This window comes from Pseudomonas sp. NPDC089918 (genome assembly GCF_050280605.1).
Lineage (GTDB): Bacteria > Pseudomonadota > Gammaproteobacteria > Pseudomonadales > Pseudomonadaceae > Aquipseudomonas.
This window is the reverse complement of the sequence record NZ_JBNNVP010000026.1, coordinates 33,071-47,232: the sequence shown is the minus strand read 5'-3', so window position 1 is coordinate 47,232 and position 14,162 is coordinate 33,071. Positions and strand designations below refer to the sequence as shown.

At 60.9% G+C, this 14,162-nt stretch carries 18 protein-coding genes; 8 read left to right on the top strand and 10 right to left on the bottom strand.

The window, feature by feature from the left end:
* Positions 1-162 precede the first annotated feature (162 nt).
* The 9 genes from ACQKPC_RS18785 to nrdR all read right to left on the bottom strand — a co-directional run bounded on the left by ACQKPC_RS18785 (position 163) and on the right by nrdR (position 7,083).
* Positions 163-876: a substrate-binding periplasmic protein gene (locus ACQKPC_RS18785; protein WP_427625871.1), complete on the bottom strand. Its 714-nt coding sequence runs from the start codon at positions 874-876 to the stop codon at positions 163-165.
* A gap of 47 nt (positions 877-923) precedes the next feature.
* Positions 924-1,427, bottom strand: a complete 504-nt coding sequence (locus tag ACQKPC_RS18780) for a phosphatidylglycerophosphatase A family protein (protein WP_427625870.1) — start codon at positions 1,425-1,427, stop codon at positions 924-926.
* Positions 1,424-2,389, bottom strand: coding sequence for a thiamine-phosphate kinase (thiL, locus tag ACQKPC_RS18775; RefSeq protein ID WP_427625869.1), 966 nt, complete (start codon positions 2,387-2,389; stop codon positions 1,424-1,426). Before thiL ends, ACQKPC_RS18780 begins: the two co-directional genes overlap by 4 nt.
* A 186-nt stretch (positions 2,390-2,575) precedes the next feature.
* Positions 2,576-3,076: a transcription antitermination factor NusB gene (gene nusB / locus ACQKPC_RS18770; RefSeq protein WP_007906833.1), complete on the bottom strand. Its 501-nt coding sequence runs from the start codon at positions 3,074-3,076 to the stop codon at positions 2,576-2,578.
* On the bottom strand, positions 3,073-3,549 hold the full coding sequence (gene ribH / locus ACQKPC_RS18765) for a 6,7-dimethyl-8-ribityllumazine synthase (protein WP_003228649.1): 477 nt from the start codon (positions 3,547-3,549) through the stop codon (positions 3,073-3,075). Before ribH ends, nusB begins: the two co-directional genes overlap by 4 nt.
* Before the next feature lie 91 nt (positions 3,550-3,640).
* Positions 3,641-4,732, bottom strand: a complete 1,092-nt coding sequence (gene ribBA, locus ACQKPC_RS18760; RefSeq protein WP_427625868.1) for a bifunctional 3,4-dihydroxy-2-butanone-4-phosphate synthase/GTP cyclohydrolase II — start codon at positions 4,730-4,732, stop codon at positions 3,641-3,643.
* Between the two features lie 31 nt (positions 4,733-4,763).
* Positions 4,764-5,441 (bottom strand): riboflavin synthase, encoded by a 678-nt coding sequence (locus tag ACQKPC_RS18755; protein ID WP_123720561.1) that lies wholly within the window; start codon positions 5,439-5,441, stop codon positions 4,764-4,766.
* Between the two features lie 47 nt (positions 5,442-5,488).
* Complete coding sequence (gene ribD / locus ACQKPC_RS18750) at positions 5,489-6,622, bottom strand: bifunctional diaminohydroxyphosphoribosylaminopyrimidine deaminase/5-amino-6-(5-phosphoribosylamino)uracil reductase RibD (RefSeq protein WP_427625867.1); 1,134 nt, start codon at positions 6,620-6,622, stop codon at positions 5,489-5,491.
* A complete protein-coding gene (gene nrdR, locus ACQKPC_RS18745; protein ID WP_007906838.1) occupies positions 6,619-7,083 on the bottom strand; it encodes a transcriptional regulator NrdR in 465 nt (154 codons plus the stop codon). The genes ribD and nrdR overlap by 4 nt, the downstream gene beginning before the upstream one ends.
* A gap of 117 nt (positions 7,084-7,200) precedes the next feature.
* On the opposite strand from nrdR, the gene ACQKPC_RS18740 reads away from it, so the two are divergent.
* The 3 genes from ACQKPC_RS18740 (at position 7,201) to trxA (ending at position 9,388) form a co-directional block, all read left to right on the top strand.
* A complete protein-coding gene (locus ACQKPC_RS18740; protein WP_218398882.1) occupies positions 7,201-7,665 on the top strand; it encodes a YbaY family lipoprotein in 465 nt (154 codons plus the stop codon).
* Positions 7,662-8,318 (top strand): class I SAM-dependent methyltransferase, encoded by a 657-nt coding sequence (locus ACQKPC_RS18735; protein WP_427625866.1) that lies wholly within the window; start codon positions 7,662-7,664, stop codon positions 8,316-8,318. Before ACQKPC_RS18740 ends, ACQKPC_RS18735 begins: the two co-directional genes overlap by 4 nt.
* 197 nt (positions 8,319-8,515) lie before the next feature.
* Positions 8,516-9,388 (top strand): thioredoxin, encoded by an 873-nt coding sequence (gene trxA / locus ACQKPC_RS18730; RefSeq protein ID WP_007906841.1) that lies wholly within the window; start codon positions 8,516-8,518, stop codon positions 9,386-9,388.
* Positions 9,389-9,417: 29 nt separating this feature from the next.
* Here the strand turns inward: trxA and ACQKPC_RS18725 are convergent, their stop codons facing one another.
* The gene (locus ACQKPC_RS18725) at positions 9,418-9,765 is read right to left on the bottom strand and encodes a hypothetical protein (RefSeq protein ID WP_427625865.1); all 348 of its coding nucleotides are present in this window, start codon (positions 9,763-9,765) and stop codon (positions 9,418-9,420) included.
* A 135-nt stretch (positions 9,766-9,900) separates the two neighbouring features.
* Here ACQKPC_RS18725 and ACQKPC_RS18720 point away from each other — a divergent pair, with 135 nt between their 5' ends.
* The 5 genes from ACQKPC_RS18720 (at position 9,901) to ACQKPC_RS18700 (ending at position 14,066) form a co-directional block, all read left to right on the top strand.
* The gene (locus ACQKPC_RS18720; protein WP_427625864.1) at positions 9,901-10,494 is read left to right on the top strand and encodes a DUF2796 domain-containing protein; all 594 of its coding nucleotides are present in this window, start codon (positions 9,901-9,903) and stop codon (positions 10,492-10,494) included.
* Positions 10,495-10,630: 136 nt separating this feature from the next.
* Positions 10,631-11,341: an ABC transporter ATP-binding protein gene (locus ACQKPC_RS18715; RefSeq protein ID WP_427625863.1), complete on the top strand. Its 711-nt coding sequence runs from the start codon at positions 10,631-10,633 to the stop codon at positions 11,339-11,341.
* 1 nt (position 11,342) lies between these two features.
* A complete protein-coding gene (locus ACQKPC_RS18710) occupies positions 11,343-12,608 on the top strand; it encodes an ABC transporter permease (protein ID WP_007906845.1) in 1,266 nt (421 codons plus the stop codon).
* Between the two features lie 11 nt (positions 12,609-12,619).
* Positions 12,620-13,138, top strand: coding sequence for a DUF3299 domain-containing protein (locus ACQKPC_RS18705; protein WP_427625899.1), 519 nt, complete (start codon positions 12,620-12,622; stop codon positions 13,136-13,138).
* A 229-nt stretch (positions 13,139-13,367) separates the two neighbouring features.
* Positions 13,368-14,066: an OmpW/AlkL family protein gene (locus ACQKPC_RS18700; protein WP_427625862.1), complete on the top strand. Its 699-nt coding sequence runs from the start codon at positions 13,368-13,370 to the stop codon at positions 14,064-14,066.
* The last annotated feature ends 96 nt before the right edge of the window (positions 14,067-14,162 follow it).

Sequence of the window (14,162 nt, the reverse complement as noted above, 5' to 3'; positions counted from 1 at the left end):
CATAACGATCAAAAAGTTTGATATCGAATCCGCCTGCCCCTCTGTGGGAGCGAGCCCGCTCGCGATAGCTGATTGCCAGTCACATCTGTGTTAGCTGACAGTCCGCCATCGCGAGCAGGCTCGCTCCCACAGGGAAGTCCTCTCCGGCCGCATGATCCGTGCTCAGTTCGAGTCAAACGGATAGGGTTGCTTCCAGCGTTCGAAAATCGGTTTCAACCGGCCATTTTTGACCAATACTTCCATGCGCTGATCGAACAGCGCCATCAACGTGCGAGCCCGAGGTGTATTGGCGAAGCACAGGTAAAGCGGCAATTCCGCGATATGCGTTCGGCGAAACTGCGACGGGTCCTTGGCTTGATTAACGATGTAATCGATTTCTGTCAGTGCATCGATGTAATAGTCGGCGCGATTGTGGGTCAGCATCGACACAATTCCCGTCCGCCGCACGACTTCGTTATAGCGCTGCACATTGGGCAGATAAGCCTGGTACTTGTAGCCGCGCACCCAGGCCAATCGATAGTTGCCCAGGGTTTGCGGGGTCGGCGCCGGATTGCTGGCCAGACCCAGTGCATAGATCGGATCGGTATCGAAACTCCAGCGCGGATAGAGCACGTCGCTGACTTCATCCCGATAGGCACCGACACAAGCGTCCACTTCGCCACGCTGTGCAAGGCCCGTGGCGCGTGTATACGGTTCGATTCGAATATCCAGTTTGACGCCCGCCGGCTCGAACACTTCGCGCAACACGTCCCAGCCCAAACCATGGCCATCGGCGGCGGTAAAGTCTTCCCAGGCTTCGCTGGCCAGGTGAATCACGGACGGCGTCGTCGGTGCATCCCCCGCCTGGGCGAACGAGCAAAATAGCGCGAAAACCATCAGCAGCAACCCGCGTCGCGCTATCCCCGGTTCTCTCACTTGGCGCCTCAGACGAAAAACCACACCAGCCCTTGCATCGCCAGCCACGCAAATACGCCTGCCAGCACGTCGTCGAGCATGATCCCGACCCCACCGTGCACATGCCGGTCGATCCAGTGAATCGGCCAGGGCTTGAGGATGTCGAAGAAGCGGAACATCAGGAACCCCGCCAGCAACCAATACCAACCCTCCGGCACCAGCCACAGGGTGATCCACATCCCGACCATTTCGTCCCAGACGATGCCTTCATGGTCGTGTACGCGCAAATCATCGGCGACCTTGCCGCACAGCCAGAAGCCGAACAGCATGGTGACGCCGAGCATCAGCCAATAACCCCAATCGGGCAGCATCTGCCACAACGGAATGAAGGGTAACGCCACTAACGAACCCCAGGTGCCCGGCGCTTTTGGCAGGGTGCCCGAGCCGAAGCCGAACGCCAGGAAATGCCAAGGGTTGCGCCAGACCGACGGCGGTACGAACTCCGCCGGGACCTGTTTGGGATGATCTGTCACGGTGTCTCCCGAAAATGTTGATAACCCCGGATTGGCGGGGTGATGTCGTGTCCGTCGGCGTCCAGCAGTGTCACGCCCTGCCCCGCCACCACCCGCCCAAGCACATGGATCGGCCAGCCGTCCGCCAGCAATGATGGCAACTCAGCGGGCGGCAAGGTGAAGGCCAGCACGTAATCGTCACCGCCGCTCAGGGCGGCTTGCTCAGCGTCGGACTGACCGAGGAAGGCCAGCAGCGCCTTCGACAACGGCAGTTTACTCCTCTCCACCTGAACCCCGACTTTCGACGCCAGGGCAATGTGCCCGCAGTCGGCAAGCAGGCCGTCGGAGATGTCCAGCGCCGCAGTGGCTCTGCCGCGCAACGCCATGCCCAGACCAAGCTGCGGTTGCGGCGACCAGTAATGGGCACGCAACGGATCAGCAATGGCCGGTTCAGCCATCCGCTGGCCGAGCACCAGCGGCAATGCGCCCGCGCCGTTACCCAACTCTCCGCCCACGCAGAGCAAATCGCCCGGTTGAGCGCCACTGCGGGTCAACGCCAGACCGGTCGGCACCCGACCGAACACGGTCATGGTCAGGCTCAACGGCCCGCGGGTGGTATCGCCACCCACCAGCGCAACACCGCAATTTTGCGCCATGAGGTTCAAACCACGGGCGAAGGCTTCCAGCCAATCGGTGGTCACCGTCGGCAAGGTCAGGGCAAGGGTAAAGGCAATGGGAGCGGCACCCATGGCGGCCAGATCACTGACAGCCACAGCCAGCGAGCGCTGACCGAGCAGAAACGGGTCGCAGGGGTCTGCGAAATGCACACCGGCCACGAGCGTGTCGGTGGAAATGGCCAACTGTTCCCCGGGAGGAACAGCCAGCAAGGCGCAGTCATCGCCAACCCCAAGGGCAACGCCTTCGCCGCCCTGCGCACAAGGCGCGGCGGCGAAGAAATTGCGGATCAGCTCAAACTCGCCCATTGGGTGTCCTGTCTCACCAATACTGTTCATTTTTTAGCGGCGTCTGGTGTCGCCATACTGCGTTGCCGCTCCTCGCCATAGCCAGCTATGACTCGTCGCGGCGCCTTGTCTGGCAACACCAGCCACTCGCTAAAAAACGAACGTATCGGCGAGACAGGACACTGAGACAAAGAGTTCAAGCGCCAATCAGCGCTTGAACGCCTTCACTTCAGCTTCACGCAGACGCGGGGCCAGCTTGTCGAGCACACCGTTGACGAACTTGTGGCCGTCGGTGGAACCGAAGACTTTCGCCAGTTCGATACCTTCGTTGATCACAACGCGGTACGGCACATCAACGCGCTCGAGCAGCTCCCAGGTGGACAGGCGCAGAACCGCCAGTTCAACCGGGTCCAGCTCTTCGATGGTGATGTCCAGGCATGGCGCCAGTGCGGCGTCGATCCGGTCCTTCTGAGCCGGAACCCCATGCAGGATTTCACGGAAGTAGGCGCCGTCGACATCGCTGAAATCGTTATCGACCCGAAACTGCGCTTCGATCTCGTTCAGCGACTGCTTGGCCATGTGCCATTGGTACAGCGCCTGAGTCGCGAGCTGACGGGCTTCACGACGCTTGACGCTTTTCGATGGCTTGCCGGCATCCGCAGGCTTTGGATCGCGCGGGTTGAAACGATCACTTTCGTCGCTAATCACTTGGCCTCCAACTGCGCCAGCAGGCTGACCATTTCCAGAGCGGACAGGGCAGCTTCAGCACCTTTGTTACCGGCCTTGGTGCCGGAACGTTCGATGGCTTGTTCGATGGAATCAACGGTCAGTACGCCGAAAGCGACCGGTACGCCGAATTCCATGGACACCTGGGCCAGGCCCTTGGTGCATTCGCCCGCCACGTATTCGAAGTGCGGAGTACCGCCACGAATGACTGCGCCCAGGGCGATGATTGCCGCGAACTCGCCCTTCTGAGCGACTTTTTGCGCAACCAGCGGGATTTCGAAGGCGCCAGGCGCACGGATGATGGTGATGTCGCTTTCGCTCACGCCATGGCGAACCAGGGCATCAACTGCACCGCTGACCAGGCTTTCAACGACGAAGCTGTTGAAACGGCCCACTACCAAAGCGTAGCGGCCTTTAGGGGCGATGAAGGTACCTTCGATGGTCTTCAGGGTCATTCGTTAGATCTCTTAAAGAGCCGGGACGCGTTTTCTACGCGTCCCTCAGTGATGTGTTAACCGCGAATACAGGCCCGCAAATTGCCGGTCATTATTCGGAGGGCACGTATTCTACAACTTCCAGATCGAAACCGGATATCGCATTAAATTTCATCGGCGCACTCATCAGGCGCATTTTGCGCACGCCAAGGTCGCGAAGGATCTGCGAACCGGCACCGACGATGCTGTAGGTGGTCGGTTTTTTCACCGCGTTGTGGTCGGCGGTTTCGCGGATATGCGCCAGCAACACGTCGCCATCGAGCGGGTGACCGAGCAACAGCACCACGCCACTGCCAGCCTCGGCAACCGCAGCCATGGCGGCGCGCAGGCTCCAGCGGCCTGGTTGCTTGACCATCAACAGGTCACGCAGCGGGTCCATGTTGTGAACCCGGACCAGCGTCGGCTCTTCGGCGCACACGGTGCCCAGGGTCAGGGCCATGTGCACGTCGCCTTCCACCGAATCACGGTAGGTCACCAGGTTGAACTGGCCCAGTTCGCTGTCCAGCGGCTGCTCGGCAATCCGCTGAACGGTACGTTCGTGGATCATCCGGTAGTGAATCAGGTCGGCGATGGTGCCGATCTTGATGTTGTGTTCGGCGGCAAACGCTTCGAGTTCAGCGCGACGGGACATGGTGCCGTCGTCGTTCATCACTTCGCAGATCACACCGCTCGGCTCGAATCCGGCCATGCGCGCCAGATCGCAGGCAGCTTCGGTATGACCGGCGCGGGCCAGCGTACCGCCGGCCTGGGCCATCAGCGGGAAGATGTGGCCGGGGCTGACGATGTCTTCAGCCTTGGCGTCTTTGGCGGCAGCGGCTTGCACGGTGCGCGCACGGTCGGCCGCGGAGATACCGGTGGTCACACCTTCGGCGGCTTCGATGGACACGGTGAACTTGGTACCGAAACCGGAACCGTTGCGTGGCGCCATCAACGGCAGCTTGAGCAGTTCGCAGCGCTCGCGGCTCATCGGCATGCAGATCAGGCCACGGGCGTGCTTGGCCATGAAGTTGATGTGCTCAGGCTGGCAGCACTCGGCGGCCATGATCAGGTCGCCTTCGTTCTCGCGGTCTTCGTCATCCATGAGGATGACCATCTTGCCTTGGCGGATGTCTTCAACCAGTTCTTCGATGCTATTGAGCGCCACAAGGCACCCCCCTTCTTTCGAAATTTGAGCTTCAGGATTTGAGGTAGCCGTTGGCGGCCAGAAAGCTTTCGGTGATGTTACTGGACGGCCTTTGCGAAGAGTCAGACTCTGCGGCTTTATCGCCTAAAAGAAGGCGTTCCAGATAACGTGCCAGCAAGTCGACTTCCAGATTCACCCGGCGACCCGGCTGGTACGACGCCATGATGGTTTCGCTCAGGGTATGCGGAATGATGGTCAGCAAGAACTCGGCGCCATCGACTGCGTTCACGGTCAGGCTGGTGCCGTCGACGGTGATCGAGCCTTTATGGGCGATGTACTTGGCCAGGTCTTTCGGGGCACGGATGCGGAACTCCACAGCGCGAGCATTCTCGGTACGGGCAACCACTTCGCCCACGCCATCGACGTGACCGCTGACCAGATGCCCACCCAGACGCGTGGTCGGGGTCAGGGCTTTTTCCAGGTTGACCGGGCTGCCGCTTTTGAGGTCATTCATGGCGGTGCAGTCGAGGGTTTCGCGACTGACGTCCGCCGCAAAGCCATTGCCCGGCAATTCAACCGCGGTCAGGCACACGCCATTGACGGCAATGCTGTCGCCCAGCTTTACGTCGCTCAGGTCGAGCTTGCCGGTTTCTACGTAAACCCGCACATCTCCGCCTTTTGGGGTCAATGCACGAATACTGCCGATGGATTCGATGATGCCGGTAAACATGGAGTCCTCCTCGAGAACAGAGCCAGCGCTAGAGCAATGGCCAGGAATTATACGCTCGCCGATGGCACAGGGATGGCAGTGACTCGCCAGTCATCGCCAACCGCACGGATTTCGGTGATTTTGAGCTCGGGCGCGTCTTTCATCTGCGCCAGTGGCCAGTCCAGTAAGGGTCGGGCCGAGGAGCCGAGAAACTTGCCGGCGATGAAGATCTGGAATTCGTCCACCAGCCCGAGCTGGGCAAATGCGCCAGCCAATCGTGGGCCGGCCTCGACCAGCACGTCATTGACGCCACGATTGGCGAGTTCGACCAGCAACTGATGCAGATCGACCTGGCCATCATCGCCCGGCACGATCAGGCATTCCGGGCCGTTAGCGTACTGTTCTTCCACCGCGACACACGTGGCGACCAGTGCCGGACCCGCCTTGAAGAACGGTGCGTTCAGCGGCACTCGCAGGCGACCGTCGATCAGCACGCGCAGTGGCGGACGGCTCATGGCCAACGCGGTCTGTTCAGCGTCCAGCCCCAATTCGTCGGCACGCACGGTCAAGCGCGCGTTGTCCGTCAGTACCGTGTCGGCGCCAGTCAGCACCACGCTGGCCTCGGCGCGCAAACGCTGTACCGCCGAACGCGCCGCCGGCCCGGTGATCCACTGGCTCTCGCCGCTTTCCATCGCTGTGCGGCCGTCGAGGCTCATCGCCAACTTGACCCGCACGAACGGCAAACCATGTTCCATGCGTTTGAGGAAGCCTTGATTGAGCTTGCGCGCCTCGCCTTCCAGCACACCGCTTTCAGTGGCGATACCGGCCTGGGCCAGGCGCTGCAGACCGCGACCGGCGACTTCCGGGTTCGGGTCCTGCATCGCCGCAACGACGCGCGCCACACCGGCATTCACCAATGCATCCGCGCAGGGTGGTGTACGGCCGTGATGGCTGCAAGGTTCAAGCGTCACGTAAGCCGTGGCGCCCCGCGCCTTGTCGCCAGCGGCGCGCAGGGCGTGGACTTCGGCGTGGGGCTCACCGGTGCGCACATGCCAGCCTTCGCCGACAATCTGCCCGTCACGCACCACCACGCAGCCAACCCGGGGGTTGGGATGCGTCGTGTAATGACCTTTGCGCGCCAGTTCCAGGGCCCGGGCCATGTAATGCGCGTCGAGGATGGCTTGTTCGGGGGAGGTGGTCATTCTTTCACCGGCTCACGGGCGAGGCGATCGATCTCTTCGCGGAACTCGTTGAGGTCCTGGAAGCGTCGGTACACCGAAGCGAAGCGGATATAGGCGACTTCATCAAGCTTCTTCAGCTCGGCCATCACCAGTTCGCCGACCACGAGGGATTTGACCTCGCGTTCGCCGGTGGCGCGCAGCTTGTGTTTGATGTGCACCAGCGACGATTCGAGGCGCTCGACACTCACCGGGCGCTTCTCCAGCGCCCGCTGCATGCCGGCACGGAGTTTTTCTTCGTCGAACGGCTGGCGACTGCCGTCGGTTTTGATCAGGCGCGGCAACACCAGTTCAGCGGTTTCGAACGTCGTGAAACGTTCGCCGCAGGCCAGGCATTCACGCCGGCGGCGCACCTGTTCGCCCTCGGCGACCAGACGCGAGTCGATGACCTTGGTGTCGTTGGCACCGCAGAAGGGACAGTGCATGGTGGCAGGCAACAAAAAATGGGAGGGCCATGGTAGCGCATCCCCGTGGCAAGACAAGCCATAGGGTTTGCGGTATACAGACTGGCTGTCTATGGATTTCACTTGCTGGAGCCGCCAATGTCTTTACGACCACTCATTTTGCTCAGTCTTTTCAGCCTGTTGGTGGCCTGTGGCAGCGATGCGCCCAAGCCCCAGCCGCCAACGCCCGGCCCTGCACCGCAACAGGCGCAGAAGAAAGCCAAGGCGTCGACCGAACTCGGCCCCCTGCCGGCTTATCAACGTGAATTGAGCGGCACCCTGCAGGGCGTGCCGGCCGGTGCCGAAGTCGAACTGGCGTTGCTGGTGATCGACGAAAAGGATCGTCCACAACTATTGCTCGCCAGTTCCAGCCTGATCGGCACCAATCAAGTGTTGCCGTTTCGCCTGCGTTTCAACCCCGAGTCCTTTCCGGCCGGTGCCCGCGTCGAGCTTCGCGGCCGCGCCAGCCAGTCCGGGCAGTTGATTCTGCATCTGCCGGCGCAAATGATCACACAGCCAACCACCCAGGCATTGGGTCAGCTGCAATTCGTCAAAGCGCCATGATTGCACCGCTCGACCTGCAACAGGCGTTGAGTGAACTGCTTGGGGATGCACAGCTTATTGCTTGTGAATTACCAGGCACCGAACTGAAACTGTGGCTGATCGATGGCAACAATATGGATCGCGCCTTCAGCCCGGAAGAAACCCGGCGCATTCTTCACGAACCGCCGTATTGGAGTTTCTGCTGGGCCAGTGGGCTGGCCGTGGCTCGCTATCTCGCCGAGCACCCGCAATGGGTCGAAGGTAAACGGGTGCTGGATTTCGGCGCCGGCTCAGGGGTCGCCGCGATTGCGGCGGTGAAAGCCGGGGCACTGGAAGTGGTGGCCTGTGACCTGGACCCGTTGGCGATTGCCGCGTGTCGGGCGAACGCCGAACTCAATGGCGTGCAGCTCAGCTACTCGACGGACTTTTTCACCGAGGCCGATCGGTTCGATCTGATTCTGGTGGCCGACGTGTTGTACGACCGGGCAAACCTGCCGTTGCTCGACGAGTTTCTCAGCCGTGGCCGGGAAGCGTTGGTGGCGGATTCGCGGGTGCGCGATTTTCGCCACCCGTTGTATCGGCGCATCGAGATGCTGGAGGCAATGACCTTGCCGGATCTGGCTGAACCTGAAGAGTTTCGGCATGTGAGCCTTTACCACGCGCGGCGATTCTAAAGGCTTCGCGAGCAAGCCCGCTCCCACACTTGATTTGTATCGATCACAAATCCCCGGTTCGCCGCAGATCCAATGTGGGAGCGGGCTTGCTCGCGAAGGCGTCCCGTCGGGCAGCACACCTCTCAATGGCACACCGCTTCCGGCCACCCCCCACCAAGCCGTATAGTTGACCCATCCACGCTTTTACGAGATAGCCCATGAGTCAGGAAACGCCGTACATTTTCGACGCCACGACTGCCGATTTCGACCAGTCGGTGATCGAGAACTCTTTTCACAAACCGGTGCTGGTGGATTTCTGGGCCGAATGGTGTGCGCCGTGCAAGGCCTTGATGCCGATGCTGCAAACCATCGCCGAGAGCTATCAGGGCGAGTTGCTGCTGGCCAAGGTTAACTGCGACATCGAGCAGGACATTGTTGCGCGCTTCGGCATTCGCAGTCTGCCGACTGTGGTGCTATTCAAGGACGGTCAGCCGGTGGACGGTTTTGCCGGTGCACAACCGGAATCGGCTGTGCGCACGATGCTCGAACCCCACGTGCAAATGCCGCCGCCCGCTGCGGCCGACCCGTTCGAACAGGCTCAGGCGCTGTTCGATGACGGCCGTTACGCCGACGCCGAAGCCACCCTCAAAGTACTGCTAGCTGAAGACAACACTAACGCCAAGGCGCTGATCCTCTACGCCCGCTGCCTGACTGAGCGCGGCGAACTGGGTGAAGCGCAAATCGTGCTCGACGCGGTCAAGACCGATGAGCACAAGGCTGCCCTGGCCGGCGCCAAGGCACAGATCCAGTTCCTCGGTCAGGCCAGGGATTTGCCGGATGCGGCAGACCTGAAAGCACGTCTGGCGAAAAATCCGCAGGACGATGAGGCCGTCTATCAACTGGCGATCCAGCAACTGGCCCGTCAGCAATACGACGCGGCGCTGGATGCCCTACTGAAACTGTTCATCCGCAATCGCAGCTACAGCGAAGGCTTGCCGCACAAGACCTTGCTGCAAGTGTTCGAACTGCTGGGCAACGATCACCCGCTGGTGACCACGTACCGTCGCAAGTTGTTCGCTGCGCTCTATTAAGATCAAAAGATCGCAGCCTTCGGCAGCTCCTACGCTGGCTTATGCCAGCTGTACAGCGGCGTATCCCCGCCGCTCACCACTTTGACGTCTGCGCAGTGGCGCAAGCGCACCAACAAGCGCTTGCCCGCCGCTGCGCTGCCCGTCAACCCTTCCAGTTGCTCCAGCAAATCCGGCCCGCTCAATTGTCCGGCCTTGCGTAGCAACTCCTGGGCGATCTGCCACAGCGCATCGTCCTGATTCACCGGTTTGGCGGGCGCAACACTCGCCTCGGTTTTTGCTGCCTGCAACTGCGCACCGAGCTGCGCCCAGTCGCCTTCATCGAGCTCCAGTGTCAAATCCACCGGCCAGTCGCCGATGCTTCCGCGTATTCGCAACATAAGTCTGCTCCTGCCCATACCTGACTCGCATGCTCCCATGGGTCTTGCGCAACGCCAAGCAGACGGTCAAACTCTCCGCACTTTCGTTATAAGATTACATAACAAACTTTTCATTTTACTTTCCGGAGACCCGTCATGCGCCGTCTGCTGCTCGCTTTGCCGTTTGCCTTGTTGCCGCTGGCTGTCGCCCATGCGGCGGTCGAGCATGATCACGATCATGATGAACATGGCAGCCTCAGCGCCCACGAACATGGCGTCGGTCGCCTGAATGCGGCGCTGGATGGCCAGACTCTGGAGCTGGAGCTGGAAAGCCCGGCGATGAACCTGGTGGGTTTCGAACACGCCGCCACCACTGACGCCGACAAGGCCAAAGTCACCGCCGTCCGCGCGCAGCTGGAAAAACCGCTGGTGCTGTTCAATCTGCCAAAAGCCGCCGGTTGCGTGGTCGCGACTCAGGAACTGGAAAGCCCGCTGTTCGGTGACAAGCCAGATGCCGACGATGACCACGACGAAGCGGACAAGGACGGTCACGAGCACCACCATGACCACAGCGAGATCCACGCCCATTACCAACTCAGCTGCTCGGCCCCGGGCGCGCTGAAGACTCTGGACCTGGCGAATATCTTCAACACATTCCCGGCCACCCAGAAGATTCAGGTACAACTGATCAGCCCGAGCGGGCAGCAAGGGGTTGAAGTAACAGCCAAGGCTGCCGCCCTGAAATTCTGATCCGACACACCAATCCAATGTGGGAGCGGGCTTGCTCGCGAAGACGGCAGCACATATAGCAATGATGTGACTGAAATACCGCTTTCGCGAGCAAGCCCGCTCCCACAGGGTTCACCACCAACCTGACCGGTTTCACATGACCCAAGCACTCATCGAACTGTCCGACCTGAGCTTCAGCTGGCCCGGGCATCCGCCGTTGCTGGACATCCCGGCGTTCCGCCTGGAACCCGGTGAAACCCTGTTCCTCAAAGGCCCCAGCGGCAGCGGCAAGACCACCCTGCTCGGCCTGCTCGGCGGTGTGCAAAAGCCTGATCACGGCAGCATTCGCCTGCTCGGCCAAGAGCTGACCGAACTCTCTGCCGGTGCCCGCGACCACTTCCGCGTCGATCACACCGGCTACATCTTCCAGCAGTTCAACTTGCTGCCGTTTCTCTCGGTACGCGAGAACGTCGAGTTGCCCTGCCACTTCTCCAAATTGCGTGCCGAACGGGCGAAACAGCGCCACGGCAGCGTCGATCGAGCCGCGGCCACCCTGCTCGCCCACTTGGGCCTGAAGGATGAAAACATCCTCAGCCGCCGCGCCGATTCGCTGTCCATCGGCCAGCAGCAACGGGTCGCCGCCGCACGTGCGTTGATCGGTCAGCCGGAACTGGTGATCGCCGACGAACCGACCTCGGCGCTGGACTACGACGCCCGCGAAAACTTCATTCGCCTGCTGTTTGCCGAATGCCGAGAAGCCGGGTCGAGCCTGTTGTTTGTCAGCCATGACCAGAGCCTCGCGCCGCTGTTCGATCGCCACCTGTCGCTGGCCGATCTCAATCGCGCCGCCACCCCGTCCGAGGTTTGAGATGTATTTGTTTCGTCTAGCCATGGCCAGCCTGGCTAACCGTCGCTTCACCGCGATCCTCACCGCGTTCGCCATCGCCCTGTCGGTCTGCCTGCTGCTGGCCGTGGAGCGCGTGCGCACCGAAGCCAAGGCCAGTTTTGCCAGCACCATCAGCGGCACCGACCTGATCGTCGGCGCGCGTTCCGGCTCGGTAAATCTGCTTTTGTACTCGGTATTCCGCATCGGCAACGCCACTAATAACATCCGCTGGGACAGCTTCGAACACTTTGCCAACAACCCGAAAGTGAAGTGGGCGATACCGATGTCCCTCGGCGATTCCCATCGCGGATATCGGGTGATGGGCACCACCGAGGCGTACTTCGAGCATTACCAGTACGGCCATCAACAGCACCTGGAACTGGCCGACGGCCGTGCCTTCGCCAGCGATCCGTTCGAAGTGGTGCTCGGCGCCGAAGTGGCCGATGCGCTGCACTACAAGCTCGGCGACAAACTGGTGTTAGCCCATGGCGTAGCGGTGATCAGCCTGGTCAAACACGACGACAAACCGTTCACCGTGGTCGGTATTCTCAAACGCACCGGGACCCCGGTGGACCGCACGCTGCACATCAGCCTCGGCGGCATGGAAGCGATTCACGTCGACTGGCACAACGGCGTTCCGGCACGTGGCAACGGGCGGATCAGTGCCGACCAGGCGCGCAACATGGACCTGACGCCGCAAGCGATCACCGCGTTCATGCTCGGTCTCAACAGCAAGATTTCGACGTTTGCGCTGCAACGGGAGATCAACGAATTCCGTGGCGAACCGATGCTGGCGATCCTCCCGGGTGTGGCATTGCAGGAGCTGTGGAGTTTGATGAGCACGGCGGAAAAAGCCTTGTTCGTCGTCTCGCTGTTCGTAGTACTGACCGGGTTGATCGGCATGCTCACGGCGATCCTCACCAGCCTCAACGAGCGGCGCCGAGAGATGGCGATTCTGCGTTCGGTGGGCGCGCGGCCGTGGCACATTGCGACCCTGCTGGTGCTGGAAGCCTTTGCCCTGGCGTTGTCCGGAGTAATTGCCGGTGTGGCGCTGCTGTATGTGTGCATCGCTGTGGCGCAGGGTTACGTGCAGGCGAATTACGGCTTGTACTTGCCGCTGGCCTGGCCGAGTGAATATGAATGGACGCTGCTCGGTGGCATCCTGATCGCCGCGCTGCTGATGGGCAGCGTGCCGGCCTGGCGCGCGTATCGCCAATCCTTGGCCGATGGCCTGTCAATCCGACTATGAGGACATTAATGATGCCCCGCGCTGTGCTTGCGCTATTGATGCTGGTTGCCCTTCCGTTGTGGGCGGCCGAGCCGAAGGATCTGACCTGGTCGGAAATGATCCCGCCGGATGCGGCGCCAGAAGTGCCGAACATGACGCCCCTGCATGACCTGTCGAAGATGAGCGACGCGTTGTCCGCAGAATCGGCCCCGGCCGCCAAGCAGGACATGCCGAACGCGCCGGTGGTGAAGAGCCTCGATGGCAAGAACATTCGTTTACCGGGGTACATCGTGCCGCTGGAAGTCAGTGAAGAAGGCCGCACTACGGAGTTTTTGCTGGTGCCGTATTTCGGCGCCTGCATCCATGTGCCGCCGCCACCGTCGAACCAGATCGTGCATGTCAAAAGCGAAGTCGGCGTGAAGCTAGATGAGTTGTATCAGCCGTACTGGATCGAAGGTTCGTTGCAGGTGAAAGCATCCACCAGCGAGTTGGCGGATGCCGGGTATCAGATGGAGGCGGACAAGATTTATGTGTATGAATTGCCGGAGTGACCGGCAGTTATGTGTGATCTGAAAGATAGCTATCGCGAGCAGGCTCGCTCCCACATTGGATCTGTGCATCAACACAAATCCCTGTGGGAGCGAGCCTGCTCGCGATGAGGCCATCAAAGATTCCACCAAAACCCGCCCATCACTGTTTCATTGAGCTGAGTCAAAAGACCGTATCAGTTGGATCCCTACCATTGGACATCGAACATTTTTAACGTCCTTTGGAGCCCCCATGCACAAGTCCAAGCTCTGCGCTTCGCTGTTCGCCCTCGCGCTCGCAGCCCCGCTCGTCCATGCTCACACCGCCGGTGACATCATCGTTCGGGCCGGTGCGATCACCGTCAACCCGGATGCCGACAGTTCCAGCGTCAAGGTCGATCAAGGCCCGCTGAAGGGCGCCGATCTGGGTGGCAAGGCCACCATGAGCAGCGACACGCAACTGGGTCTGAACTTCGCCTACATGATCACCAACAACCTGGGAATCGAACTGCTCGCGGCCTCGCCGTTCGAGCATGACGTGAAGCTCAAAGGCACCGCGCTCGGCGCCGCCAACGGCAAACTCGGCACGCTCAAACACCTGCCGCCGACCCTGAGCCTGGTCTACTACCCACTGGATTCCAAGTCCGCGTTCCAGCCGTACATCGGCGGCGGTATCAACTACACCTGGATCTACGACGAGCACGTCGGCAGCGAAGCCGCAGCCAACGGCTTCAGCAACTTCAAGGCGGAAAACTCCTGGGGGCTGGCCTGGCAGGTCGGTGCCGACTACATGCTGACCGACAACGTAATGATCAACGCCCAGGTCCGCTACATCGACATCGACACCACCGCGACCGTGGAAAACAACGCCGTCGCGCCGGGCACCCGGGCCAAGGTCGACGTTGATGTGGACCCGTTCATTTACATGGTTGGTTTGGGTTACAAGTTCTAAACCCGCTGCAAAAAAAGGCGCCTCGACAGGCGCCTTTTTCATTGATCGTTCCCACGCGCAGCAAAGGAATGCCTCACCGGACGCTCCGCGTCCGCT

Excerpts from the sequence above, each read along its gene's own strand:
- ACQKPC_RS18710 (WP_007906845.1), top strand. The coding sequence starts at position 11,343 with ATGTATTTGTTTCGTCTAGCCATGGCCAGCCTGGCTAACCGTCGCTTC.
- ACQKPC_RS18735 (WP_427625866.1), top strand. The coding sequence starts at position 7,662 with ATGATTGCACCGCTCGACCTGCAACAGGCGTTGAGTGAACTGCTTGGG.
- ACQKPC_RS18785 (WP_427625871.1), bottom strand. The coding sequence starts at position 876 with ATGGTTTTCGCGCTATTTTGCTCGTTCGCCCAGGCGGGGGATGCACCG.
- trxA (WP_007906841.1), top strand. The coding sequence starts at position 8,516 with ATGAGTCAGGAAACGCCGTACATTTTCGACGCCACGACTGCCGATTTC.
- ribH (WP_003228649.1), bottom strand. The coding sequence starts at position 3,549 with ATGACCCTGAAGACCATCGAAGGTACCTTCATCGCCCCTAAAGGCCGC.
- ACQKPC_RS18715 (WP_427625863.1), top strand. The coding sequence starts at position 10,631 with ATGACCCAAGCACTCATCGAACTGTCCGACCTGAGCTTCAGCTGGCCC.
- ACQKPC_RS18740 (WP_218398882.1), top strand. The coding sequence starts at position 7,201 with ATGTCTTTACGACCACTCATTTTGCTCAGTCTTTTCAGCCTGTTGGTG.
- ACQKPC_RS18705 (WP_427625899.1), top strand. The coding sequence starts at position 12,620 with ATGCCCCGCGCTGTGCTTGCGCTATTGATGCTGGTTGCCCTTCCGTTG.
- nrdR (WP_007906838.1), bottom strand. The coding sequence starts at position 7,083 with ATGCACTGTCCCTTCTGCGGTGCCAACGACACCAAGGTCATCGACTCG.
- thiL (WP_427625869.1), bottom strand. The coding sequence starts at position 2,389 with ATGGGCGAGTTTGAGCTGATCCGCAATTTCTTCGCCGCCGCGCCTTGT.
- ACQKPC_RS18720 (WP_427625864.1), top strand. The coding sequence starts at position 9,901 with ATGCGCCGTCTGCTGCTCGCTTTGCCGTTTGCCTTGTTGCCGCTGGCT.
- ACQKPC_RS18700 (WP_427625862.1), top strand. The coding sequence starts at position 13,368 with ATGCACAAGTCCAAGCTCTGCGCTTCGCTGTTCGCCCTCGCGCTCGCA.
- ribD (WP_427625867.1), bottom strand. The coding sequence starts at position 6,622 with ATGACCACCTCCCCCGAACAAGCCATCCTCGACGCGCATTACATGGCC.
- ACQKPC_RS18755 (WP_123720561.1), bottom strand. The coding sequence starts at position 5,441 with ATGTTTACCGGCATCATCGAATCCATCGGCAGTATTCGTGCATTGACC.
- ACQKPC_RS18725 (WP_427625865.1), bottom strand. The coding sequence starts at position 9,765 with ATGTTGCGAATACGCGGAAGCATCGGCGACTGGCCGGTGGATTTGACA.